A 25571-nucleotide genomic window follows, 5' to 3' on the forward strand; every position below is an offset into this window, starting at 1 on the left:
CTGCGATCCCCGTGGACAAAGCTCCGCCATGCGCCGGTCGCGGAAACGACGGCGGAGATAGATGAGATCATTTCTGGCTAGGGGCCCTACTCGGCCGCAACGTGCTCCGGCAGACGGCCCGAGCCGGGACATCGGTCACTGCGATCGAATTGGAGCATGATGAAACGACCTCGCGTTGAGGTCCTGAATGGTACGAGCGATCGATCGTCAGTCAATGAAACAAAACCAGCTTTGTTTTCGGCGAGAGGCAACGAACGCTTCGTTAGCAATGCTGACACTGAAAGATTTGCAATGATGACTGCCCGCCCGGCTGCAAGAGCGGCGCAATTTGACGCGACGCAACGCACTTCTCGTCCAAAGACGCGATAAAATCGTTACAGCCGCCGTCGTTTCTCGTCGTGACGAATGCCCTCGTCTTTGATTGGCGTTCTGCTCGCAAGGTTCGTGCTTGCAGCCAACTCAACAATGCAAGTTCATTTCATCGACATCAACGTGACTGCAGACGTAGAGTCTCGTTTGCTACAGCTCCCAATGCACGCGGATCTCACACATGAACGAACGACGGCAGCTTTCCCTCAACTTCTTCATCTATCCAGACGGCCATCACGAGGCGGCCTGGCGCCACCGAAGTTCGGCAGCCAATCGCATCCTCGACGTCACCTACTATCAGGAGCTGGCGCAGCGCGCCGAAGCGCATAAGTTCGACGCGGTCTTCTTCGCCGATGGTCCGGCGCTGGCGGACAATGTCCGCTATGCGCAGCGGTTTCGGCTCGAGCCGATCACCCTGCTCACCGCGATCGCGTCCGCTACCAGTGGGATCGGCCTGATCGCGACCGCATCGACGACCTATACCGAGCCCTACAACCTGGCGCGGCTGTTCGCCTCGCTGGATCACATCAGTAGCGGCCGGGCCGGCTGGAACATTGTGACAACGAGCACGCCGCAGGCCGCGCAGAACTTTGGCTTGCCCGAGCATCCTCCGCATCACGAACGCTATGAGCGGGCGCGGGAGTATCTCGACGTCATCACGCGCCTTTGGGACAGTTGGGAGGACGAGGCGCTCGTCAACGACCCCAGATCGGGTGTTTTCGCCGACACCAGCAGGATCCACGCGATCAATCACATCGGAAAGCATTTCCGCGTGCGGGGGCCGCTCAACATCTCAAGGACGCCGCAGGGACGACCGGTCTATGTCCAGGCCGGCTCTTCCGACGACGGACGCGCCTTTGCAGCGCGTTTCGCAGAAGCGATCTTTACCGCGCATCAGACACTGGCGAGCGCCCAGGAATTCTATGCCGACATCAAGCGTCAGGCGCGCGCCTTCGACCGCAGTCCCGATCAAATCAAGATTCTCCCCGGCATCAGTCCCTGCATCGCCAGCACGCAGATCGAGGCCGATCGGCTGCAGGACGAGTTCAACGAGCTGATCCAGCCCGAGTATTCGCTGACCCAGCTGCGCCAGATGATCGGTCTCGACCTCTCCGGGTTTGACCTCGATGGCCCCTTTCACCGCCACCTGATCGATACGAGGGCGCCCACGGCGCTGCCAGCCGCTTCAAGCTGGTGATCGACATCGTCGATCGCGAGAAGCCGACGATTCGTCAGCTCGTGCAGCGCCTGGCCGGCGCCCGCGGCCATTGGGTGATTGCCGGACCGCCGGTAAAGATCGCCGACAACGTCCAGACCTGGTTCGAGAATGGCGCGGCCGACGGTTTCAACGTCATGCCGCCCTGGCTGCCCGGCGGGTTCGACATCTTCGCCGAGCAGGTCGTGCCCATTCTGCGCAAGCGGCCTGTTCCGTCACGACTACACGGGCACAACGCTGCGCGATCATTACGGCCTGAGCCGGCCGGCCAGCATCTTCTCCAACGCCATTCAGGCGATCGCATAGTTCGCCTGTCGCAAGAGAAGCCTAACGGATTGCTTTCATTGGGCCGCTGGACGGCTAAGACGCGAATGAGCAACAGATTTCTCTATGCCCCGGAAACCAAGCTGCGGTGTCTTCGAAATGCGCTGCGCTTTGGGAAGCTGGTTTTGGCGATGCACGAGCTTCGCAACGAGAGCGGCTGGTTCGCCGCTCTGGCCTCGGTGGTGTAGGAGCGCGGGCTCAGCCGCTGCGAGTGTAGGATCGACGTGCGGCTCGACACGCTTTCCCAAAGATCAGCCGTGGTGGTGCGTCGGATTGCGCCTTTTCTGCTCGGCGTGTGGCGCCGCAGGATCTGTCATCAAACATGAAGTCGCCGCCCGTCATCTCCTTCAGCTGGCGTCGGTCATCGAGCCGGTACAGGACGGCCGTGTCCGCATCGAGAAGATCAACTATCCCTTCCTCTACCCACTTAAGGGAACCGGCGCAGAGTCCATGAGGTGCGCTGTAGAGAAGGGCGAGCTGCATGAGAGCGGCACATACGTTTGGCTGCAGACACCCGCCGAGGATCTGCTCCGTCAGTAGAGGAGCGTGAAGGACAACCACGCCGCGAGCGACGCGCAGAGGCAAATTCCAAAATAAGGCAATACAAGGCGCATCGGGCTTCCCTCCGAAACGCAAATGTTGATCATCATCTCATGCGCGGACGACGACCACCAGGAATCAGGGGTTGCAATCGCGCGCCTTCCTGCAAGCTGGGCGGCGCGTTCCCAATGGAACATAATGCCCGATAATCACATTTCGGTTGCCGCGAAATTCAGCTTGCAACCAAGAAAAGGTTAGCGATAGATTTTCCGAACCGGGGCTGGCTGCATATTTCACTTGGATATTTAACCCGGCTTTTTTGACCATGCGCGGGCCGCAGCGATTTAACCTCCCGCTGCGGCCTTCGTACGTGCGGTTACACCCGCTAGCGCGGATCGGTGAACCTCTTTCTCAGCTTGCACGAAGTCTTTTCCCACCCCGGCGAAATCCTCCTGAAACATGCGGGGCGATACTGGCAGCATCGAACACGGGGATGCCAACATGCTAGTCCTGATGAACCTGATCTGGCGGCGCGTTGCTTATACGATGCTCGCCGGTATGCGGTCCAAGCTCGCCAGGCAGTAGGGTAGAGGGGCTGTCGCCTGGGGGCCGCCACATGCCCAAGCAGATCGCGATAGGCTTATGGTCCTTGGCTGCGCGCGTGATCGCATTCAGCAGGGCAACGCTGGTTGCATCGCAATAAAAAGGGGAAAACCCGCCGCCTCGTGAGACGGCGAGTCTCTATGCCCATGCGCACCGCGGTACTTGTCACCAGGCCGCGATGGCGGCTTTTGTACCTGTTAGGTATTGCCGGCAGGTTACCGGCTCGCTGGGCGTCTGCCGCTCGGCTGCCGTTCGGTGGCGGGCTGAAGGCAAAACGACGCCAAGGAGTCCGCTAGCCCAGCCAGCAGCGCGCCGGGCCCTTCTCTAGGTTTAGAGCGGGGGCGGTAGCTACGTCCCGCCACCGGGCGGGACCCGTGACCGCTATTCAGCTATCAGAGGAATTGCGTGAAGCGGTCGACAAATGGGCTGGTAAGCAGGAGGATCAGCCCGGCCGTTCCGAAGCCATTCGCCGAAGTCGGGATCGGGCTAAAGGCGAAGGCAGAATAAACGCATTCAACGGTCGAGGGGATGGACCATGAAGCGACTATTCGGACTTATCGCGCTGCTCATTGCGACTGGCGCGTTTGCTCAAACCGCTCCGCCAAAAGCCGCCAAAAAGCCGCCTGTTCAGGTCAAGCCGCAGGCGCCAATGGGATGCAAGCCCGTCGGCACGGTCAGGGGAACCAAGATTTGGGCCGGCGATTGTACAGCGCCCTCAGATCTCAGGGGCAGCGCACCAGCCGCCGAACCCACGGCGCCAGCAGAACCGCCCGGAGCGCCCGCTAAACAATAGCGGCTTCCTTTTCCGTTCCCTCCTCGCCGAGCGGGCGAACTTGCCATCGTCTGCTCTGAGGACGATATTCGGATTATCTAAGGTAACTTCCGGCAGCTTACAGGCTCATTTCGATGGAGGCTGCGATGCTCGCATTGGAATTGCCGCACTGGTTGATTGTTGCTGGCAGTGCGCTGGTGATGGCTGGACTTGTAGGCCTAGGGCTTACCCGAAACAAACAGGTTGAGAGTGATCCCCTTATGCTTCCGGGGGACGCAAGTTCATGGAGATCTGAAAGGGCCGATCCATCGGCGCCCTCGGGCACCAGGGATTCGGGCTAAAACCCCATTCTTCAGCGCGCGCAGGGAACATTTGACCTCTCGCCGAGTCCCTATCGGGACCTGCTTGTGAGGCGACCAATGGAGAAAGCGGTTGCCCATGCGATCTCAATCGGAATTGTCGGCTTCGGCGCCTGGGGCCTCGTTGCCGGCCGCGCCTCGAGCGTACCCATTTTCTGGTCATGCGTCGCTCTCGTCGCCATTGCAGTCGGCATCTGGAGCGCTTGCAGCGACAGCTAAAGCACGTTGCGGGCGATCATGGACCTGACGGCAACCGAGCGCGATTTCCTGAGCCGTCTGGCTTCGCAATTCTGGACCTGCCCGCCGTTGTTTGACCATGAGCTCGTCGCCCGGTTGGTCGAGCTGGGACTCGTCGAGGCCGAACTGCTGGCATCGGGCGAAGTCGCGTACAGCATTACCGCGGCCGGCCGAGTTACTTTGTCCTGATCGTGTGCCGCGTAAGTGCTCAGGAGGCGGGCTCTGTTATTTGTGAGAATGGCTCAAAACTGGCGGCGTGTCCGTCACGCTTCATCCGAACGCGCCTCCATCGCCAAAGCTTTCTTCAAACGGAGAATACCCCCGCCCTTCCGAGAGCGAAAGGTTTTGATTCTGCTTCGTTCGTATCGGCGTAATCTCCTAATTGGGACGCCGGAGGCGCGTTCCGTCTGTGAATGCACCCCGACGTTTTCTAGAACACGAACGCCTTTGAAGGTCGCATTTCTGCGAACGCTTCTCGAACAGTGCACGAACAGGATGTGATAAAAGAGAACGGCCCTCGGGACCATTTAGGGAATCTCGCTCCTGCTTCGGCTCGGTCCAATGCTGTGCGGCTTGTTGAGGACGAACTCGCGGTTGCCGAAAGCCGCCTCAGCGTATTGATCAATCGCGACCTGGATGGCCTCGATGTGCGCCCTGCACCATCCTTCACGGCTCGAGAGCCGCCGCGTCTGTTCGAGCGCCTTCAGGAAGTCAGGGGCGTCCTGCATGTCGGAAAAGTACTTAGGCCGCTCGGCTACTTCCTGCCTCCTATAAGGGGCCCCAACGCACAGAGCTGGGGCTTGGAAGCAAAAACGCCGCCTGCTCAATGAGCGCAGGCGGCGGCTTTCCAGCCCCGGGAGGGTGACGCGCAAAATCCCGATAGGGTCCAGGCTATCACGATTTGTGCGAAGGATTTATTAAGCGTCCTCGGTCGCCACTGTGGCGCGTACCGTCTCAGGCTTCACGTAATTTTGCCTTCCAAAAATCAGCTGCGAGTGCGCCTAGGAAAAAAGGCCGCCGAGAGGGAAACGAAACGTTGCCGCCGACGTCTTCTGCATCTTTGGACGGGAATTCGTTTGCAAGCCAACAATCCGAAAGAACTCAGCAAGCAGGTCCTCCATGCGGAACGCCTCTCCTACACAATCAGCAACATGCAGGCGTCCCGCACATTGAAGACCATGGCCGAACAGCGGCTGATGACCTTGAGCATTCGGAAGTGTCGGCTTGCAATCGGAAGGCTCAGCAAAACCTCCGCTCAAAGACAATCGCCGTCCCGCAGCTGGCAATGTGCGCGCGATTGTCGGCAGTAAGCATGCTTGGAATCCGTCGCAGTCGCAATTGCCGTTCAAGCAAACTGCCGCTGGCCCACCAAACCGTCGTGTGATGGATCAATGTTCGGCTGAAGCGGAAACGCTTCGTGAGCTGGCACTTCCTCAGTCACTACGTTGAAGCGCACAAGTCTCGTTGGTCCAAACGAAGTTGAGATAGCGACGTCAGCCGCGTCCCTACCACGCGCAATTACGACACGACCGATGCGAGGCTGATTATGCCGAGCGTCGAAAGTGTACCAATCCCCGCCGATGTACGCTTCAAACCATGCGCTGAAATCCATCTGCGCCGGATCCGGCGGAATTCCGATATCGCGCAAGTAGCCCGTGCAGTAGCGTGCTGGAATGTTCATGCATCGACACAAAGCGACAGCGAGATGAGCGAAGTCTCGACAGACGCCCGCTCGTTCTTGGTTACCTTCGAAGGCGGTGCGATCGCTTCGGGCAAAGTGGTAGCCGAACTGAATGCGGTCGTGCACATAATCGCAAATGGCTTGAACCCGCTGCCAGCCTCCGTTGATCTGCCAGAACGTGGACCAAGCAAAATCTGTCAGCTTTTGCGTATCGCAGTAACGGCTGCCCAACAGATATATTAAGGAGTCGTCGGCAACTCGTGCAGCGGGACCTGAGTAGCATTGGGTGCGACTGCATCGGGCAGACCACTGTCCTCGATGATGAACTCGTTCCGAATCTCGATCAGCCCGCTCGGCACGACTAGCCGCGTACAAATATTACCGAAAACATCTCTGTAATCCCTGGTATGTACAATCGGTGCCACGCGGATGGCATGGTCCGTCAAGATCTCTGACGCGCGGGACGGATGGACGGTGAGCATAAGCACCATCGGAACGTCCTGGAAGCACTCGAACACAATTTTGTAGCCTGCCCGAATCTTCAAAGCCGTGTCCTTACCCGTCTGCGTTTACTGTGGCAGACAAAGCCCACTGTCCCTTGTTTGTTCCGGGATCTTCTCAGGTATGCTGCTGAAATGAACGGCATTCGTGGTCGAACAAATCCATTTCCACGTGCGGCCTGCGATCAGGACCGGGTCTTATGTTGTAGTCCAGAGCGCATTCGATGATCGTTTACACCGTCCACCACAGCACCGTTTATCGCTACCGTAGGTCCGTAGGGCTTGGCCAGCATCAAATACTCTTTCGTCCGAGAGACAGTTTTGATCAGCGGCTACTGGACTGCAAAAACTTGAGGTAAGACCGGACCCGGTCGAAATCCGCTGGATACACGACGTATTCGGTAACTGCCTCACGCTGGTTGACTTCAACACCTTGGCAGAGGTGCTCGAGTTTGAAACGACCATCCGTCTTGAGCATACGCCGGAGAAAGCTCCAGGCTTTCGGATCGAGGAATACGCTCGGGAGCATCCTTTCGCTTATGACGGCAATGAACTGCCGGATCTGGTCCCATACATCCGTCGCCATTATCCAGACGACACAGCCGTCGACGAATGGCTTTTAAAGTTCGTGACGCCAGGTGTTAATCGCCCTACTGGTCAGTTGCTCATGACGCTCAACGAAGCGATCGCAGAGGCATTTTCCTACCAACGCCGTACGATGCGAGGCACTCAAACACCCGCGGAAACCATACATCTTAAACGGAGAACTTGCCGCGACTTTGCGCTCCTGATGATGGAGGCCGCGCGCTCGCTCGGCTTTGCCGCTCGCTTCCTCACTGGCTATGTCTATGTACCCGATCGCGATGGGGGCGTCCGTCTCGGAGGCGGCTCGACACACGCCTGGTGTTCGATCTACGTGCCAGGCTCTGGTTGGGTTGAATTTGATCCAACCAACGGCATCGTTGGAAATCGCGACCTTATCAGGGTTGGCGTCGCTCGGACACCTGCTCAAGCTATCCCGCTTTCGGGCAGCGATTGGGGCGCCCCCACAGATGAAGAAATCGGAACCGATAGACAAAGACGGCATGTGAATCAGCGGCCTTCGCCTTGCTATTGATACAGCGCAATTGGAACCGTGCTCGACCACCACGCGATCTACTACACGCCAGGTCCGGACCACCCGCAAACGGTAGCGGCGATTGGCTTGGGTACGACGCCTTTGAGGGACGCTCGCCCGTGGCCTCGGCTGCACTCGACGCCGCTACTACGAAGCAAAATTCGCCGTGTCTTACCATTGTGCCCGTCGCTACGGCTTCCACGCGACGCTCAAGCCGCCGTTCCGGCTGAAGGAGGGGTATAAAGTCGAGGAATTGGAGCGGGCGCTGCGCGCGTTCGTGACAGCTTGGCCTTCGTGCCCGATCGGTCCTCTGAAACTCGATCTAATGGGGGGCTTCTTTGGGCTCGTTCCCGTGAATCCGATTCCCACTTCGCAGGGCTTGCCTTCTGCATCGTCGAAGAGTTCGACGCTTCGAGCCCCGCTGAGTCAGCGCGACTTTCAACGGCGCTTGTGCAGTCAGCTCAACGAGCCCATCTTGTCCGATGGGGTTACTCGTACGTTTTCGATCTCTTCCGCTTCCACATGACCCTAACCGGTCGCGTTCTCGCCGATAGTCAGCCCGAGGTACGGCAGGAGTTGGATGCGGTCTTCGCACCCTTGTTCCTCGACGAATAAGGGTTGGATAGTCGGACAGCCGACGATCGAATTCTCTCGCTCGTCGGGCGGCAAAATCGGCTCTTGGACGGCAACACACGAGATACAACGCTACGATTGCGGTTGAATTCGACGTTTGGGCGATCGTTTTTGATGAATTCCACCGTATCGATTGTGCAAAGTTGCGATTCAGTTAAGCGCAGAGCTGCCGAGACATTCGAGCCCGTTGCCCGGATCCGAGTACGGTCTTCCCGCATTGGGGCAACCTGTGGCCGGAGCGTAAGAAACGTAGTGTCGCGCCGGTGCGCGACACCACGAATCGAGGGTCTCTTTTTGAAGGTGCATCTTGGCGACTTGGCGAAGCCAAAGGTTGGCAAGCAGTAGCCGCCGACATGTAGGCGGGGGTCTCGCCGGGAGTCACGTACTTGGGCCACTTCTTGGCATCCTCCGATAATCGACGGAAGCAAGCGCGTGAGGCGCAACACATTGTCCCTGTCTTTGAACCTTGTCAGCGCGAACGAGCTTTGAGCAGGGTCCTAACATTCGACGGCACCGCATTTGGCTAAGCAAGCAACGCAAGGGGGAAATGGCTCTGCTGAGAGTCAGGAGCTGGTGCGGCGATTAACGTTGGAGATCAGATCCCTCAACGTCTGTCTGGAGGATTTTCTTCACGTCCGAGCCGAGGCACTCGGCATTAGTGGAACACAATTGGCGATCTTGATGGCGGTGATGGACTTAGACAAGGATGGCGGTGCTCCGGCCGGAGTGGTCGCAAAACTGATGAAAGTCGACAAATCCTTCATCACGCTACATTCGAAGGCGCTGGAGAAAGTCGGATTTGTGCGGCGCAAAACCGGTATCAAGGATGCTCGGGTCGTCCAGCTCTCACTAACGGACAAAGCCCGTAAGCGTCTCGCGAACATCGCTGCACAACAGAAGGAACTGGATCAGTTCGTTTTCGGTGAGCTTGGCATCGAGGCATCGATGAGCCTGTCGAGCCGACTTGCTGGGCTCAGGAAGCGGCTGGAGAGAGCTCGCCTGAAAGCCGAACTGGACACCGGTGGGGCGTCAGACCGAGGGAGGGGCCGACGTTAGAAGGGAGGCGCTTTGGACGATCAACGGTTGCTTGAATGCATGGCCCGCATGCCCTCATGTGAAGCACCACCATCATGAGGAGCACAACGGTTCCTCGCGCCGGTCGGCCAGTCCCAGCGGTGGCAGGCTAAAGTTACCATTGTGGACCGGGAGCTAGTCGATTTGGGCGACGAATACGGGTTCAGCATGAGGCCAGAGTTCTCTGCGGAGCTCCAGATTTCTGGCTTCTCCAACCTGTTATACGCGGTCAGCCGCTAAGCCTTTGTGGAATCGCAAAGCTCTTGCAGATCGCGACAAAGTCCGTCGGCCAAGCCGACTACGAAGCTGTTTGCCATTGACCAAGATCAAAACATCAATTCTAGATTTTCTATCTTCTCAAGTCTGAACGGAGGTTAAAGGTCTCATGCGCAACCTTCCCTTTATCTGTGTGCTTGCGCTTTCCATCCTCATCGGCTTTGGATCGCCATTGAGTGCCGCTCCGCGGGGTCGTTTTTTCATTTCACCGGCTCGGCAGGACGTTTATTGCCTCCAGGGACGTAGGGGATATCCAGGCAATTGCCAGTTCTCGACCTATGACTAGTGCATGGCCACTGCCTCCGGTACCCTAGCCTATTGCAGGATGAATCCGATCTATGCATTCCAGCAACAAGGAGGGCACCCGCGCTGATGCGTGATCGCCAACTGTGGTCGAGACATCAGTCTTTGCGCCTATAAATCGACCCGCCCTGCTGGTTAAGCATTGGGCTTCCGCCTGGTTGGACGTCCTCGCTCGAGTACGCTCGCGTCCTCAGTTGCCTCGGGACGCCAAGCACAACGATCGGAACGGGATGGCTCATCGGCGTCACGCGCAATTGGGCAATCTTGTCGCACCGGCACCGGCCTCAATCCTCGACCAAATCCGACCGCCGGTTTCGGGGCATCCTGTCGCGGCAAGCGCCGCCAGGCTTTCGGAGGCGCCAAGAACCACATGATTGTCATGCCGAACGCCGATATGGACCACGCGGTCGATGCTCTGAAAAACCTGACGGCTAAGGTCCGCGCCCTGAACGTCGGTCCTGGCACTGGTCCCGAAATGGGGCCGCTAGCAACAAAGCCACATCTCGCTAAGGTCCGAGGCTACATCGACGCGGACGTACAAGAAGGTGCAAAGCTGATCGTCGACGGACGCGAACTTCGGCGTCAAGGCTATGAAGGGGGATATCTCATCGGTGGAAGTCTATTTGATCGCGTGACCACCGACATGACAATTTACTGCGAAGAGATCGATCTTCGGTCCCATCCTCGCGTTGGCTCGCGCCAACTCCTATGATGATGCAGCGGACATGATTAACAAGAACGATTTGGCAACGGCACCGCCATCTTCACCAGAGATGGTGATGCGGCCCGCGAGTTTGGTCGGGATTAACGTTCCGATCCCCGTGCCGATGGCGTTCCCCTCGTTCGGTGGCTGGAAAGCGTCCCTGTTCGGCGATCACCACATGCATGGTCCCGAGGGCGTTCGCTTCTACACCAAGCGCAAGACGATCATGACCCGGTGGCCGACGGGGTCCGCGCCGGCCCCGAATTCCTCATGCCGACGATGAGCTGATCTTTTGAAGGAGAGGGCCGTGGACGGGGCCACGGCCTTCCCACATAGCTGATCTCCAGACGCGCTGATAAAGCGCGCGGGCTGCAGTGTTTCCGTGAACTTTGCTCGCTTGTTGTGGGAAGATCGTCGATCGAAAACCTGGTCGTGGCAAAGGCGCGTGCAATACCCAGACGCTGCTTCAAAATGACCGCAGAATGCGCCACTTATATCGTCGTGAATGAAGTATTCCATGCAAAGCGCTCCCGATGAGGCAAGAAAGCCAAACCATGTTTCTCCTCAACCAGCACATCGACCACCGCACGCCCCTCGATGTCTCGGACGCCGACACGTTGAGTCTCGAAGCAGCTCGCGAGGTCGAGCGGTTTCTCAAGCATCGCGATGGTCACAAGGAAACCCCTCTTATTTCTTTGCCAGGCCTTGCCCGCGAGATTGGAGTGGGTTCGATCTAAAGGACGAAGGCCAACGTCTCGACCCTGGGAGTTTCAAAGCCTTGGGAGGTTCCTATGCTGTGATCCGTCTGGTGCTCGAGGAAGCAACTCGGCAGCTCGGTCGCGATGTTGACGTGTCCGAGCTGCACACACCTGAAGTGAATTCCGTGGCAAGAGGTATGACGGTCTCTTGCGCCACGGATGGTAACCATGGCAGTTCAGTTGCTCAAGGCGCCCAGCTCATTGGTGCAAAATGCGCTATCTTCGTTCATTCAGGCGTGAGCAACGAGCGCATCGCCGCCATTGCCCGCTTTGGCGCGCAGATGATCCACGTTGACGGCAACGATGACGATTCTGTCGTCCAAGCATCCCGAGTTGCGGCTCAAAAAGGCTGGATCACAGTGTCTGACACGTCCTGGCCTGGCTATGAGCGGATCCCGCGCTTTGTACTGCAGGGATATACCGCTTTTGTGAGCGAAGCACTACGCCAGTTGCCGGAGCCGCCGACACACGTCTTCGTCCAGGAAGGCATCGGTGGGATCGCCGCGGCCGTTGCTGGACATCTATCAATTCTGTTCGACGACGACCGCCCGTTCTTTACAGTTGTCGATCCCTCGCGGGCCGCATGCCTCTTCGAAAGCGCGCGGGCCGGGCGTCCTGTCAAGGTAGGTCATGGGCAATCGACCGTGATGGCGATGCTCGAATGCTACGAGCCTTCACTCGTCGCTTGGCGCATTCTTTCGCGCACAGCGGATGCTTTTATGACTGTCGACGACGAGGACGCAATCAGCGTAATGAAACGTCTGGCATATCCGACGGATGGCGATCCCGCCGTCGTTGCAGGCGAAAGTGGCGGTGTTGGCCTTGCAGCTTTGCTGAAGGCTGCTGCTGACCCGACCTTGCGTGGCAAGATTAGTCTTGGACCCAATGCACGGGTCTTCCTGATCAACGCCGAGGGTGCGACAGATCCTCTCCTGTACGAACAGCTCGTCAATGCGACGCCAGCGCAAGTGACCGCGAAGAACAATAAGCCGGTCAGGAAGGGGTCAACAGACGGGGCGAGCTCGTGAGCCTTTCATTAGCCGTCCGATCCGAACGCCCTGGGAGTCTGGCCAGCGTTCGACCCTTACAAGGCTCATCGCCGCGCAGACGCCGGCCCCTGCGTGGCGCAGGGCCTCGTGTCCCTTTGAGCTGGGCACGCGGATCAGCTCACTAAAATGGGGTTTGAGATGCGCCGGTGCTCTCTGACTTGTCGGCCGGACTCAAACCCCGCGCTACAAACCTCATCGCGAATTAATCGGGCGCCGGCAAATCGACGCTCACGCAAATTTTGCGGAAGACGAATCCGGGATACAGCGGTTTAGTGCGCGTTGCCGCCGAGGATCTAACCGCGATCTCCCGGCAGCATTACGTTTCGCACGTTGACTAGCTAAGCCGTGTAACGGCAACTTGAGGCGTGGACCGATCTCTGCAAAACCGGCCTTCAAGTACAATGCTGAGCTGGGGCTACGGCTCCACATGGGTTGCCTCGGCGCCCCCACTTCGAGCTGGCCCCAGCCTTTTACCGTCCCCAGGCCCACCGCAGCCTCAATGAGACGCATCGCGACCCCAGACGATCGCTGATCCGGCACCACGTAGAGTTCGGTGATAATACCGTAGGTTCCGCCCGCAAAAAGGGCGGCGCTTTCCGACAACATGATGAGGCCGACAGGGCGTGCCTCCGTGAAAGCCAGAAACCCATAGACGCGCTCTTTGATGGCCAGGAGGTCGACAACAGGCTGGGTATCTAGTCCGCCCTGCTTCTGTCCGCCCTCAAGTTCGGCGAGTAGGGCAGCAACCATGTGGGTCACCGTTGTGGCGTCATCGATAGAGACTTCACGCGTGCTCACCATGTCATATCCTCTTCCAAGTTTAACCAACATACGACCTGGTCCAGCGGCGGCATCGGGCAGGAGGCTGCCGCAGCACCCGATACAAAACAGATATGCCGCACGGTTGAAGGTCAGATGACGTCTCAGTTCACACCGCGGTGATAGCGTCTTTGTGTCGCTCCTGGCTAAGCTAACGCTCTCAGACAATCGAAAGATAACTCGTCGGACATCGTGATGGTCGCACGGAGCCGTCTCTTCTTCTTTAGACTTGCGGTGTCGCCAACATCGGCGCCATCGTGTTCATGCACGGACGTTGCAGGAGCGAGGCTGCCGCTTGCGAACGAGCTCACGGATTTGGATCTACTCCCCCCTCGTAGAAAGCTCGAGCGGCGCGACCAGCGATTTGCCGGATCAAGTCTCGAGCAATCACATTCGACGGTCCCATCGCAATGGCTGCGCGCGTCGCGGAAGGAACGCTCATCGGCCCGCGGTAATAACTAAATCACTCACCTTGTCGAAGATGTTGTTGGGCATCATGAGCGCCCCTCGACCGGCTCTATTGCCTGAGATCAATGGTCTCAGAGACTCGTGGAATGCGCGAGTCCAAAGCACACTGTTTTTGGTAGCGTTTGGATAATCAGTTTTTCTAATTTCTCATCGGGCGCGCCATTTGTTACGGCGCGATCAAGAACATCACAGACGCCCGACGAAAGCGTACAACTTGGTCGTTGAGATCGCGAGTGAGGCCGGTTTCTCTCGTGTTCTTCGAATAGACAACGTCCCGTTCTGATGAGCCGGGTTCACGGCCTGCCATCGCATTGCCGTTAAATGCTTTCTGAGAGCACGTTGGGCCGTGTCGCGCGAGATCGTTTCTATCGTTCACTTGGATCACTTTACGATCTGTTTGTTGGAAGACTGTTCTAATGCTTGCGAACACGCGTTACAGCGTGAGCCGGTCGCAGCATTTCAGCAGAAGATGGCTCTGGTCATCGATGAAGCGGTAGGGTTCTACCATTCCAGAATCAGGTAGGCTGCACGACGAAGATACTGGGCTATGCGCGCCTAGCACTCCTGCCAACGCGCAAACGGCAAGGATGGGGTAGACGTCTGAAGTAACCTACCACGACAGAGCGGGCCCGAAACCGCTCAGGCGCGATTCCTCCTCCATCATTTGATTCGGGATTGCTGCATTCTGCGCCCGCCGTGGCATTCCGCCATCAATGCGTGTCGGCATTCGTCTGCAGCGGCGCCGTCGGACAATGTGAACGACGTGGTAGCCGTTGTCGTGCAGGTACCGTAGGAAGGCGGGCATCATCGCGGCGGTATGTGCCTTGGCGTCGTGAAACAGAATGATCCCCTTCCCCTCGGCATTCAGCCGGCTGGTGATGAGCTTCAGCTCCTGGTCTGGCGTCATTTCCTCCCAGTCGCTGGCCCACAGGTCAGCTCCGAACACGACGATGCCCCGAGACTGGAGTAGCTCGAGCGTCTTAGGGCTCGAGTCGAAATAGGGGAAGCGGAAGAACGGCGTCGAGGGCGCCATCGTCGATACGCCATGGAGCGCCGTTTCGTCGGCCGCAATCCCACGCTCAATGTCCTCTTTTGCCTTCTCGAAGCTGATCTTCGACGCCATCGAATGCGACCAAGTGTGGTGCGCCATGGTGTGGCCTTGCGCAGCGGCGCGCCGCACGAGCTCGGGAAATTGGGCCGACGACTTGCCGACCAGGAAGAACGTGGCTCGGACGCACTCCTGCGCGAGCGCCGACAGCACCTCTTCTGTGTACGGCGGCTGGGGCCCGTCGTCGAAGGTCAGCGCAACTTCGTGGTCGGCCAAGGGCAGCGTCTGGGCAAAGCTCTTCAGTCCGACCCGCGGATAAGTCTTGGCGCCAACGACGAGCACGCGCGAGGTCCCGAGCGCGTCCTTACGCGGGCAGTCGGCCGCGCCCGCAGCCGTGACGCCGGCAAGCACCGCCGTCGCGGCGCTCACGAGCAGCAAGGTCCATCCGTGCAGACATCTGCCATCAAGGTCGTGTCCGGACGGGTGTCTGGTTGCGGCCTTAAACAAGATAGTCCTGCCGTCCTGGCTGGAGTTGCACCATGCCGATCGCTTCAGCCACCTCGTTTTCCATTCCGGACTAGCTGATCCGTCGCAGTGGACCTGTGCTCAGATCGGCCTACTTCGCTCCCGAGCGCATCAGATTGTCTGCAGCCAGATCATTTGCTGCGTCGTCCAATTGGAATTGATTTAGCAGACCATTGTACTTTGCCGGCCTCCAAAAACTTCGCCTCGTCCAATGGCCACGCTCGCCTCTACACAGTAGCCATATGGCGATATTGATTAATGCAATGGCGCGGCACTGACGCCGGAATTCCGCGTTCCGATGCCGTTTGTCGGCGGATTTCACCCACGACTGTCGGCTTGGGCCGACGGCGCTCCAGCGATCGACAATTACAGCGACTGACCGGCAATAAGCTCAGCATCGGTGCCTCGTCTAGATAGCTCACCAGGATCTTCAGAACTGTGATCTGGAAATTCAACTGAGTGCCAACATCATGTTGTCTAGGCCTACCTCCACATGGTCGGCCTTTCGGAAAGGGCCTCGCGGCCGATCTGTTTGAGGCGGTCGGGCGTCGTCTCACCTCTGATGGCGGCTTCCAGATTCTTCGAGGCGACGTAAGTGCGGGCGCCGGTATCATACGGGGAAAGGCTCTCGCAGACCTCGTCGAGGATCGCGCGCAGAAGCGCGGTGGTAGCGGCATCCAACATTTGGAGATCTCCCCCATCCCTAGTGAGGAAGATAATGCACATTTCGCGTTTCGCGGTTCAAGTGTGTTTGATCGGGTAAGAAATCTGCGACTGCCGCGCCCCGCCACAGAGCGGTCTCCACCTTCTCTTTCTGCTTCTCGGCTTGTGTCGGTGTTCGATTGGGGCTGTCCAGCGATCGCGCTTACGTTTCGATGGACTTTACCGCATGGATGACGCGCTTGTGCTGGTCGGCGAAATCGCCGCGGTCACCATCTTCATTGCCTGAGATGGGCGGCTAATACGTCTGTCATACCGTTCCGCCAGGTCCAGCAGTCTCTTTCTGATGAAGGGGTCTGCCTTGTCCGCTAGATCGCGAATAATCCGAGCCCGGTCTCTCAAAAACTGTTCGTCCACGAAAACACCCATTCACTGCAAACTTCAGTATTCTGAGACTATTCAGTCGTTTAGTTGTGAGTCGCGCTAAGGAGTCGGCAACGACAGTATCACGTTGTCGATCAGACGTGTCGAGCCGACATAAGCTGCGGCGCATAGTGCAGCGGTACGCCGCAGAGGACTCTCGGCGGGCCTGAGCGTATCAGCGTCGACAAGCTCAAGGTACTGCAGTCGATCGACCGTATTCAACCGCTCCTTTGCGATTGCAATCAGCTGCTCCACGTCGCGCTCTCCTGAGCGGAACTTATCCGCTGCGGCGAACAGCCCACGGCTGATGGCAAGACCGCGCCGACGTTCTGCCTCGCTTAGATAGCGGTTGCGACTGCTCATCGCGAGCCCGTCCGGTTCCCGGACGGTTTGTACGGTGACGATCTTAATTGGAAGGTTGAGGTCAATTGCCATGCGGCGCACCACCGCGCATTGCTGAAAATCCTTTTGTCCAAAAAACGCGACATCCGGCTGCACCATGTTGAATAGCTTGCCAACGACAGTCGCCAGCCCACGAAAATGCCCAGGCCTGAAAGCTCCGCACATTGGTTTTGCGAGCTCGCCCGGTTCGACGAAGGTCTCAAATTGAGCCGGATAGATCTTCTGTATATCCGGCGCAAAGACGATCGCAACGCCGGCATCGCGACACAGCTCTTGATCGCGCAGGAAGTCGCGCGGATAAGTACTGAGATCCTCATTTGGCCCGAACTGAGTGGGGTTGACGAAAATGCTTAACTACGGTGACGTCGCATTGCGTCCGGCTGGCCTCGACCAGCGCCAGATGGCCGTCGCGTAGATAGCCCATCGTTGGCACAAGTCCGACGCGTTTATCGGCTCTGCGAGCGCGCGATGAAGCTCTGCGACCGTCGTGATCGTTTGCATGTTGTGCTTCACATCAGGTTGGATTGGAGGGCATCCAGTTCGCGACCGTGTCGCGAAGGCCTTCAGGAAGCCGATAGGACTCTTGCGGTGTCGGGAATGCACCGTTGCGAACATCGGCAGCCCAACGCGACAGGGCCTCCTGCAACAACTGGAAACCATTGGCATAGGTGCGAACAAATTTGGGGCGATGACCTTCAGTCAATCCCAGCACATCGTGAAAGACGAGCACTTGGCCTGAGCAGCCAGGACCCGCACCGATTCCAATGGTCGGTATCCTCAGGCATTCGGTCGCTCGCGCCGCGAGCTCACCCGGAATACCCTCCAGGACGAGAGCGAAACAGCCGGCCTCCTGTAGACGGTGGGCGTCATCGAGCAGGCGCAAGGCGTCATCGGCCTTCCGGCCCTGCACCTTGAACCCACCCATGACATTGACGCTCTGCGGAGTCAGGCCGAGATGGCCCATCACAGGAATTTCGCAATCGATCAGGGCGCGCACTATTTCGATACGCTTGGCCCCCCCCTCGAGTTTGACAGCGTCGGCGCCACGCTGCAGGAAGCCTCCAGCATTACGAATCGTCTCCGCTGGACTGAGATGGAAGCTAAGAAAGGGCATATCGGCCACGAGCAAGGCACGACGCTTTGTGCGTACAACGGCTTCGAGGTGATGGTTCATCATCGCCATGCTGACTGGCAATGTATTATCAAATCCAAGACAGACGTTTCCAACGCTATCCCCGACAAGGACGACATCCACGATCGGATCGGCGATGCGTGCTGTAACCGCGTCGTAAGCGGTGGTCATTGCGATACGACGCCCCTCCTCCTTCCATCGCTGCAGGACTGGAATCGTGACGCGTTCAACAGGCGGCTCTGAAATTCGGCTCATCTTAGATCCCCGATCCGCCCCCGCATGCCTAGAGTCGGCGCTTCCTTGGGAAAACGAGAGAAAGCTGTCAATGGGGAGGAGGAAAAAAGGAATTTACCTCTCCAGGATCAGAGACAGACGCATCAAAACGTCCAATGATCGCGCGATCATCGAATAACAACTTCTCGGCCGTTCTTCCTCATGCGGAGCGGCCTTAGGTCACGCTGAGACACACCGCACGACCCGGTTCAGCTTAAGCCGAGGAAGGTCCCTTAGCCGCAGACGGTTCGCCGGCACGCGCCGCCGTGATGATCGATGACATCGAGGCCTCCCCAACCTAAACCAGCACGAAGCGCACTCAGCAAAGCTGCGAGCCCAAGGGGGACGAGATCTTTTCGTGTCGGAATCAGGATCGGCGCGCTGTAAGGTACGGGAAGGCGATGTCTGTTAAGTGGCAGCGTCGATAACAATCGTAGTTGCAATATCCTCTCCGCGTTACCACCTCTCGCACGTAACCCGGACCTAAGGACTGAGAACATCGGTGCAGGTTCTGTCGCCGCGCGGCGTCCTTTGAGTCACGAGTATAGTGGTAGGCCATGTATTAAGCCGCTCGCAACCAGCGAAACCATTATGGCCGGACTCCCGCCGCGGCTTGAAGCGGTCGACGCACTTCTTTTAGCCAAGGGCCGTTCGCCAGCAGTATTAACGGATCAACCCGAACCTTTCCACCGCATATCGCGCAGCACCTTACTGAACCCCGGTGCGAACTGTGAGAGCTATTGCGCATTCCTCGCCTCCCGTCGGCATTAGGTGGATCGCCCCCTTTTCTTCGCTGCAGCACCATGCCCGCACGTGAATGCGACGCTGGCGATGCCTAGTCTCGCGGCATGTAAGGACACGGGCGCAAGAGTTTGAGCTCTGAATTGCGCCTCCTTGGTGAAGCGGTACGCTCCATCGTCGTGCTTCGCCGGCCAAGTCTTAACCATTGACTGTAACGATATTTCGATCTTGGTTAATGTAACGAATCGCGCGTTGACACTCAAATCTAACGCGCGGGTAGCTTTCCTCGACGGAATTCAACTTGCGCCGATGTGCTGCAGCAACTCGTCTGGAGTTATCAGAACCACCCTGTTTGCCTTTACGCGGTCAGGGTGGTAATCTAAAACCCGACGTCCGAACCTCGGATTCCCCCTCGCTGAACGCGCCAAGACCACCTTAAGCTAGCGCATCGGCGGCATCTGTGATGCCGAGGTAGATTTCATCAAGATCTGCCCCTGTGACGCAATATGGTGGTATTACATAGATCGTATTGCCGAGCGGGCGCAGCAGCAGATTTCGGTCTTTGAAGAAAGCCTGAAGCTTCGGACCGACGCCCGCGAGATAGCCTGCATCCTTCGTTTTCAGATCGAGTGCTGTAATCGTGCCGGTCCGCCGGACGTTTGCAAACCGCGGGTCGGCGCGGAATGGCTCAATTGCCTGCTCTTGCATCGTGGCAACCGACGCCACGCGTTGGCGAGATTCCGGATCTTGCCAGAGATCCAGGTTGGCCTTTGCGGCGGCGCAGGCTACTGGATTTGCCGTCTATGAACTCGAATGAAAGAACGTACGCGTCCGATCTTTCGAATAGTGCGCGTTGAAAATATCCGCGCGACATAGTGTCACCGCGAGTGGAAGCGCCCCTCCCGTGAGCCCCTTCGAATAGCAGGCGATATCGGGGGTGACATTAGCTTGCTCGCAGGCGAATAGTGTCCCGGTGCGGCCCCAGACCGTCATGACCTCGTCGGCAATGAACAGGACGTCCGAGGCCTCGCCGATACGCCTCATCTCTCTTAGCGCCCAGGCTGGGTACATCAGCATCCCGCCCGCCCCAATATGAGAGGCTCCACAACAAAAGCTGCCGGAACTTCGTTGCGACATACAGACTCGAGCGCATCGAGCGTCGCCTGTTCATGACCTCTCGCCGGGAACGGGATTGACGTAACGTCGAATAGCAGGGGCCTGTACGCCGCGTTGAACACACCACGGGCGCCAACCGACATCGCCCCTATCGTATCGCCATGGTATGAATGTCGCATCACGACGATGCACGTCCGCTCTTCCCGATGTTGTGCCATAGCCGAGCGCCATCTTTAACGCGACTTGCACACTGGTCGAGCCACTGTCAGAAAAGAAGACATGCTCAAGTCCACGGGGCGCAACTTTCAAAAGCAGTGCTGCAACCTCCTCAGCTGGTTCGTGGGTGTGGCCTGCGAAGATGATCTGGTTGAGCTTGCCTGCCTGTTTCTGGATGGCGCTCACGATATGTGGATGGCAATGGCCGTGGTCACCACCCACCAAGATGATATAGCATCGATAATTCGACGACCATCAGCGGTGTGGAGATAGGCGCCATCTCCACGTATAACTTTTGTCATCTCCTCTCGGTGAGCGTGTTGTGTGAACCGATGCCAGATCGGCGACTTCGGCTTCATCCTCATTGCTTGAATTGATCGGCACGGAACGAGCTTTTAAAGGCGGCCTGCAGCGTGTCTGCTGCGAGGGGACATAGCCAGGGCAATCGCCCTAACCAACGCGCCCGCCCAATCTCCCGAATTGCGATCTGGGTCTCAGCATTTGGTTCCCCAATGAAGGCAATGCCAAGAATAGGGATCTGGCGCTTTCGCAGAGCCTCTATCGACAGCAGCGAATGATTGATGGTGCCCAGTGCCGTGCTCGCGCAAAGCACGACCGGAAGCCGCCATCGCTCGAAGACATCAATGTAGAGTGTATCGCCCCTCAGCGGGACCATCAAGCCGCCAGCGCCCTCAATCACTAACGGTCGATCCCCGGTGTCCGGCACATCGAGCAAATCTGGCTCAATGCAAATTCCGTCAAGTTCAGCGGAATGATGGGGCGAAACGGGCGTTTGAAGGCGATAACGCTCCGGCACGATGCGATCGGACGAGAGATTGCCCAGTCGCGCGACGAGCTCGGCATCAGTCTCTCCTTCGAGGCCGGCCTGAATCGGTTTCCAATAGTTCGCGCCGAGGAGATCGGCGAGTCCCGCGGAAAACACCGTCTTCCCGATTCCGGTATCTGTGCCTGTGACCACGATCTGCTGCCTCATCGCGTTTCACCTCTGGTCTCCTCGAACAGAGCATCGAGCATTGCACGCACGTCATCCTCCCCAACGTTGAGCGTCAGTGAAATTCGCAAACGCGCCGTGTCCGCCCGGCACGGTTGGCGGCCGGATTCCTCGGATATCGAACCCGCGAGCCTGCAGTCTTGACGCGAGCCGCATCGCTCGTGCGTTGTCGCCAACGATATACGGCACAATCTGCGAGGCCGAAGGACGTCGCCAACCGCGCAAACCCATTTCCATGCGTGAATGCGACCAGCTTGGCCAGACGCTGCTGCCGCTCAGGTTCATGTCGCAGGATGAAGAGTGCCTCCCGCACGGCGACAGCCATCAGCGGTGAGGGGGTGGTGGCGAAGATAAATGGACGGCAGCGATTGACCATAAAGTCGCGTAGCACGCCGGAGGCAGTGACAAGTGCACCTGCCGCACCGAGCGCTTTGCCGCAGGTATGAATGACCAGGAGATTGTCGCGTCCCTCATAGGGCGCGGTGAGCCCTCGTCCCCGCTCTCCGTAAACGCCTGTGGCATGAGCCTCATCCACAATCAGGAACGCGTCGTACCGGTCCGCGATCGCGACCAGGCCTTCGAGCGGGGCGAAATCGCCATCCATGCTGTAGTGACTTTCGGCCACGATCCAGACGCGACCCGTTCCGCCCTCGGCCCGCCAGTCACGAATTGTGTCCTCGACCGACTGGGCGTCGTTATGGTCGCTTATCTGAAACTCGGCCCGGCCAGCTCGCGCGCCTTCATAAATACTTGCGTGCACCAGAGAATCGAGAACAAGCAAATCGCTCCGCTGTGGCAGCGTTGTTAGGACAGCAAAATTTGCGATATACCCGCCACCAAAGAAAAGCGCCGTCTCCGCCCCAAAGAACTGAGCCGCTTCTGCTTCGAGAGTTTCGTGTTCGTCGCAATTGCCGCGCAGAAGCCGCGACCCGCCGGCTCCGATCGGTGTGCCGGCTTCTAGCGCGGCGTAAACAGCCTTTTTCATACGCGGCGCGCTCGCCAGCGCCAGATAATCGTTCGATGCGAAGTCGATCCCTGCGCGCGGCTCGAGGCCACGCAGTCGGTTGTCTTCCTTCAGGGCATGCAAGGCAGCGACATAGTCGCCAACTTTGACCCCGTGGATGGAATTCATTCTTCACTCGCACAGTAGCGGTAGATCTCGGGAAACATTTGATCGCTGCGAAGAACACAAGCTTCAGCATCGGGTTCTTGGCTTTCAACCTGATAGTATGCGATTTTCTCGGTCAACCACCACAACGCAGGGTCTGAAGATTTTCGCTTCCGCTTCGTCAAAGGACGCATATGCAACGATAATAATTTTGTCTCCGGGCATCGCGAGTCGCGCAGCCGCACCGCTCAAATCTATGGTGCCCGATCCGCGGGGCGCTTCCATAACATAAGTGGCGAACCGCGATCCCGTTTCGATGTTGTGAATCTCGACGCGTTCGTTGATAAGGAATCCTGCCGCGTCCAGCAGCGCACGATCAATCGAAATCGAGCTTTCATAGTGCAGATCGGCTTCGGTCACCGAGGCGCGATGGATTTTGCCTTTCATCAACGTAATCTGCATTTCTCACCTAAACTGGAATTTGCGCACGGCGTGCTCGTTGGTCTGTTTCACTCAGGTAAGCCCGGACGTGATGCCGAGCCGGTTCAGCAGACTCGCGTCACGGTCTTGCCGCGGATTTTTGGTGGTCAAAAGCACATCGCCGATAAAGATCGAACTCGCGCCGGCCAAAAAGCACAGCGCCTGCAATTCATCGGTCATATACTGCCGTCCAGCGGACAACCGCACCACGCTCTTCGGCATCATGATTCGGGCGGTCGCAACCAGGCGCACCAGCGCGATCGGATCGGGACGCTCCGCGGCTTCATTGACCGGCACGCCCTTGACCTCGTTCCACAGGTTGACCGGCACGCTTTCTGGATGCTTACGGAGATTGGCGAGCAGCACGAGCATGCCGAGCCGGTCCTCGAGGAGCTCGCCCAAACCGACAATGCCTCCGCAGCAGACCTTGATGCCGGCCTCGCGCACACGGGCAAGTGTCGCGATGCGATCCTGCAAGGTGCGGGTGGTGATGATCTTGCCGTAGAACGCCGGCGACGTGTCGACGTTGTGGTTGTAGAACTCTAGCCCGGCCTCGGAGAGCCGTGCAGCCTGCTTCGGCGTCAGCATGCCGAGTGTGACGCAGGTTTCCATGCCAAGATCTTTGACCGCGCTGACCATGTCACAGACCTGATCGAGATCGCGGTCCCTTTGGACTGCGCCAGGCTGCGGCCATGCAGAAGCGGCTCGCGCCGGCGTCCATGGCGGCTTGCGCGGTGACGACGACGTCGGCGCGATCCATCAAGCGGGTCGCGTTCAGGCCGGTGTCGTAAATGCGCGCTCTGCGAGCAATAGCCGCAGTCTTCCGGACAGCCACCCGTCTTGATGCTGAGCAGGCTTGCTGTTTCGACGTGGCTTGGATCGAAGTTCTTGCGATGAACGCTCTGCGCCTGAAACATCAGGTCGGCAAACCGCAGGCCATAGAGTGCTTGGGCCTCGGCGCGCTGCCAGTCATGGCGGACCGGCGCGCTGTTGCCCCTGTCTTTCCGTTCCACTCAAGTCTCGCCTTCTTATAATAGATAATCTGCACGATTATCTACTCTGTGGCCACCCGTTCCCGCGTTTTGCCTCTTCGACGTGCAACATAATCGTATGCCGACGCCCAAAGACCGCGAAAGTCTGAACGAATTGCAGAAATTCTGCGAAACTAGTGAGCCTTATGCCGCTCTTCACGGCGGGGCAATGATAGATAATCTATGATGACTGACGAGAACACGACGATTGCGGTGCGCATTGCGGAGTCAATCGGTGAGCGCATCATCAGCGGCGCGCTGCAGCCAGACGCCCCACTCCGGCAGGACCATGTCGCGCGGGAATTCAATTCCAGCCACGTCCCGGTGCGCGAGGCTTTTCGGCAACTGGAGGCCCAACATCTTGTCGTCGCTGTGCCCCATCGCGGTGTGCGGGTTTCCCCGCTCGACACTATTTCAGTGAAGGAGCTCGCGGAAATGCGTGCTGCGCTCGAAGTGGTCGCGTTGCGCAATGCAGCTCTAAAACTCACATCCGCCCATTTGGCACGGATCGAGCTCGCCTGGTTGAAGCAGACAATGCCCAGACCATTCAGGAGTGAGACGGCGAACCGCGGCTTTCACCACGCGCTGGTGGCGCCCCGCTCGATGCCGCGCCTGCTCGCGAGCCTTGGCGGACTACAACTTGCAAATTCACGATTGGTGTTCGCGATGGCGCGAAGCGTCGGCTGACGACCACGGTCCAGCGAGGGTCACCCGCATGATTCTGCAGGCACTGCGAGCGCGCAAGGTCGATCAAGCCTGTAACCTGCTCGCACGCCACATTCAAACGATTGAGCGCCTTGCCCTTCCCTCTTCCCGAGCAGAAATAAGATCTGATGAGATTCGTTGAAAACCGCGGACCGTCGCAAGGGCGTCAAACCACAGAGCGCCTTGCCGAACGACATAGCAGGCGGCTATAGCGTTGCGCGCCTCGATCCAAAGGTAGTTATGCGACCTACTTCCGATATCACAAAGGGCTATCCATGATTCGTCACATCGTCTTGTTCACCTCAAAGGATGAGGCCCATATCGACCAAATTATCGAAGGCCTGTCGGTACTCACCACAATCCCACATGCACGCCGGCTCGAGGTTGCTCGCAATCGCAAGACCGACCAGCTCGGCAACGATGTCGACGTTGTGGTCTATAGTGAGTTCGACAACGAGACGGAACTCGCAGCTTACAAGGCGCATGATCTGTACCAGGAGTCGATAAGGAGAGTACGACCACTTAGAGAACTCCGTTTCGCAGCTGACTACAACGTATCCTCAGACGCGCGGTGCGCGTCAACTCGCAAGCCATAAGGACGACTCCGCACACCACGTGCACAGGTCAGGGTCAAACTGGCAACCGATCTCAGGACGTCGTAGGTCGTTCGCCTGGGCGAGGATCACAACGAAGGCGAGCCTCACAACAGGTCCGCCGTCGAGAACTGGCAGCCCGATGCACTTCCGCGAACAAATTGGATCGAGCCCACCAGCGCGATGCGGTGCCTGGCGCGTCGAGCACACCTAACGTTCCTTGATAGCGCGGCGAGGCATGAATCACTAGATATTTGGGCTCCAACCCATTCATCACTTATATGGTCAAGGACGGACAGGCGAGT

The 25571-nt window shown here is 58.2% G+C and carries 15 protein-coding genes and 11 pseudogenes; 14 read left to right on the top strand and 12 right to left on the bottom strand.

The genetic code is table 11. The features are described 5' to 3' along the window. Nucleotides 1-550: 550 nt before the first annotated feature. From AC0L3S_RS32395 to AC0L3S_RS32410, 4 genes and pseudogenes are all read left to right on the top strand, one after another. A pseudogene (locus AC0L3S_RS32395) lies at nucleotides 551-1891 on the top strand (LLM class flavin-dependent oxidoreductase). Nucleotides 1892-1956: 65 nt separating this feature from the next. Next, nucleotides 1957-2097, top strand: coding sequence for a hypothetical protein (locus AC0L3S_RS32400; RefSeq protein WP_259219486.1), 141 nt, complete (start codon nucleotides 1957-1959; stop codon nucleotides 2095-2097). Between the two features lie 2146 nt (nucleotides 2098-4243). Beyond that, nucleotides 4244-4402: a hypothetical protein gene (locus AC0L3S_RS32405; RefSeq protein WP_259219483.1), complete on the top strand. Its 159-nt coding sequence runs from the start codon at nucleotides 4244-4246 to the stop codon at nucleotides 4400-4402. A gap of 18 nt (nucleotides 4403-4420) precedes the next feature. Beyond that, nucleotides 4421-4609: a hypothetical protein gene (locus AC0L3S_RS32410; RefSeq protein WP_259219482.1), complete on the top strand. Its 189-nt coding sequence runs from the start codon at nucleotides 4421-4423 to the stop codon at nucleotides 4607-4609. 338 nt (nucleotides 4610-4947) lie between these two features. Here AC0L3S_RS32410 and AC0L3S_RS32415 read toward each other — a convergent pair whose 3' ends face one another. Both AC0L3S_RS32415 and AC0L3S_RS32420 read right to left on the bottom strand, forming a co-directional pair. Then, nucleotides 4948-5148 carry a hypothetical protein gene (locus AC0L3S_RS32415; RefSeq protein ID WP_259219480.1) on the bottom strand — a complete coding sequence of 67 codons (201 nt, stop codon included), beginning with the start codon at nucleotides 5146-5148 and terminating at the stop codon, nucleotides 4948-4950. Between the two features lie 617 nt (nucleotides 5149-5765). After that, nucleotides 5766-6646: pseudogene (locus AC0L3S_RS32420) on the bottom strand (transglutaminase-like domain-containing protein). Between the two features lie 179 nt (nucleotides 6647-6825). Here AC0L3S_RS32420 and AC0L3S_RS32425 point away from each other — a divergent pair. The 8 genes and pseudogenes from AC0L3S_RS32425 (at nucleotide 6826) to AC0L3S_RS32460 (ending at nucleotide 12493) form a co-directional block, all read left to right on the top strand. Continuing rightward, nucleotides 6826-7718 (top strand): annotated as a pseudogene (locus tag AC0L3S_RS32425) (transglutaminase family protein). Nucleotides 7719-7884: 166 nt separating this feature from the next. Then, nucleotides 7885-8052 (top strand): annotated as a pseudogene (locus tag AC0L3S_RS32430) (DUF1045 domain-containing protein); the annotation flags it as partial. Further along, nucleotides 8013-8333: a DUF1045 domain-containing protein gene (locus AC0L3S_RS32435; protein ID WP_374762403.1), complete on the top strand. Its 321-nt coding sequence runs from the start codon at nucleotides 8013-8015 to the stop codon at nucleotides 8331-8333. The pseudogene AC0L3S_RS32430 and the gene AC0L3S_RS32435, both read left to right, overlap by 40 nt. A gap of 606 nt (nucleotides 8334-8939) precedes the next feature. Beyond that, the gene (locus AC0L3S_RS32440) at nucleotides 8940-9407 is read left to right on the top strand and encodes a MarR family winged helix-turn-helix transcriptional regulator (RefSeq protein WP_259219479.1); all 468 of its coding nucleotides are present in this window, start codon (nucleotides 8940-8942) and stop codon (nucleotides 9405-9407) included. Nucleotides 9408-9810: 403 nt separating this feature from the next. Beyond that, nucleotides 9811-10074, top strand: a pseudogene (locus AC0L3S_RS32445) (DUF3551 domain-containing protein). A gap of 300 nt (nucleotides 10075-10374) precedes the next feature. Further along, nucleotides 10375-10716, top strand: a complete 342-nt coding sequence (locus AC0L3S_RS32450) for an aldehyde dehydrogenase family protein (RefSeq protein ID WP_374762397.1) — start codon at nucleotides 10375-10377, stop codon at nucleotides 10714-10716. Continuing rightward, nucleotides 10694-10990 (top strand): hypothetical protein, encoded by a 297-nt coding sequence (locus AC0L3S_RS32455; protein ID WP_374762398.1) that lies wholly within the window; start codon nucleotides 10694-10696, stop codon nucleotides 10988-10990. Before AC0L3S_RS32450 ends, AC0L3S_RS32455 begins: the two co-directional genes overlap by 23 nt. Nucleotides 10991-11261: 271 nt before the next feature. Then, nucleotides 11262-12493: pseudogene (locus AC0L3S_RS32460) on the top strand (diaminopropionate ammonia-lyase). Between the two features lie 249 nt (nucleotides 12494-12742). Here the strand turns inward: AC0L3S_RS32460 and AC0L3S_RS32465 are convergent. From AC0L3S_RS32465 to bioB, 10 genes and pseudogenes are all read right to left on the bottom strand, one after another. Beyond that, nucleotides 12743-13315 carry a GNAT family N-acetyltransferase gene (locus AC0L3S_RS32465; protein WP_259219478.1) on the bottom strand — a complete coding sequence of 191 codons (573 nt, stop codon included), beginning with the start codon at nucleotides 13313-13315 and terminating at the stop codon, nucleotides 12743-12745. Nucleotides 13316-14511: 1196 nt separating this feature from the next. Beyond that, nucleotides 14512-15284, bottom strand: a pseudogene (locus tag AC0L3S_RS32470) (polysaccharide deacetylase family protein). Between the two features lie 573 nt (nucleotides 15285-15857). Next, the gene (locus tag AC0L3S_RS32475; protein WP_259219476.1) at nucleotides 15858-16058 is read right to left on the bottom strand and encodes a hypothetical protein; all 201 of its coding nucleotides are present in this window, start codon (nucleotides 16056-16058) and stop codon (nucleotides 15858-15860) included. A 459-nt stretch (nucleotides 16059-16517) separates the two neighbouring features. Continuing rightward, nucleotides 16518-17283, bottom strand: a pseudogene (gene panC, locus AC0L3S_RS32480) (pantoate--beta-alanine ligase). A gap of 90 nt (nucleotides 17284-17373) precedes the next feature. Continuing rightward, on the bottom strand, nucleotides 17374-18246 hold the full coding sequence (gene panB, locus AC0L3S_RS32485) for a 3-methyl-2-oxobutanoate hydroxymethyltransferase (protein ID WP_259219473.1): 873 nt from the start codon (nucleotides 18244-18246) through the stop codon (nucleotides 17374-17376). A 1194-nt stretch (nucleotides 18247-19440) separates the two neighbouring features. Further along, nucleotides 19441-20702 (bottom strand): annotated as a pseudogene (locus AC0L3S_RS32490) (adenosylmethionine--8-amino-7-oxononanoate transaminase). After that, nucleotides 20699-21331 carry a dethiobiotin synthase gene (bioD, locus tag AC0L3S_RS32495; protein WP_259219471.1) on the bottom strand — a complete coding sequence of 211 codons (633 nt, stop codon included), beginning with the start codon at nucleotides 21329-21331 and terminating at the stop codon, nucleotides 20699-20701. Before bioD ends, AC0L3S_RS32490 begins: the two are co-directional and overlap by 4 nt. Beyond that, a pseudogene (locus AC0L3S_RS32500) lies at nucleotides 21328-22481 on the bottom strand (8-amino-7-oxononanoate synthase). The gene bioD and the pseudogene AC0L3S_RS32500 overlap by 4 nt, the downstream one beginning before the upstream one ends. Nucleotides 22482-22565: 84 nt before the next feature. Then, nucleotides 22566-22919 (bottom strand): aspartate 1-decarboxylase, encoded by a 354-nt coding sequence (gene panD / locus AC0L3S_RS32505; protein WP_259219469.1) that lies wholly within the window; start codon nucleotides 22917-22919, stop codon nucleotides 22566-22568. Between the two features lie 51 nt (nucleotides 22920-22970). Continuing rightward, nucleotides 22971-23950, bottom strand: a pseudogene (bioB, locus tag AC0L3S_RS32510) (biotin synthase BioB). A gap of 204 nt (nucleotides 23951-24154) precedes the next feature. Here bioB and AC0L3S_RS32515 point away from each other — a divergent pair. Together AC0L3S_RS32515 and AC0L3S_RS32520 are read left to right on the top strand one after the other, a co-directional pair. Next, nucleotides 24155-24655 carry a GntR family transcriptional regulator gene (locus tag AC0L3S_RS32515; protein WP_374762667.1) on the top strand — a complete coding sequence of 167 codons (501 nt, stop codon included), beginning with the start codon at nucleotides 24155-24157 and terminating at the stop codon, nucleotides 24653-24655. A 293-nt stretch (nucleotides 24656-24948) separates the two neighbouring features. Next, the gene (locus AC0L3S_RS32520) at nucleotides 24949-25269 is read left to right on the top strand and encodes a Dabb family protein (protein WP_259219467.1); all 321 of its coding nucleotides are present in this window, start codon (nucleotides 24949-24951) and stop codon (nucleotides 25267-25269) included. Nucleotides 25270-25571 lie beyond the last annotated feature (302 nt).

This window comes from Bradyrhizobium sp. Ken01, assembly GCF_055807355.1.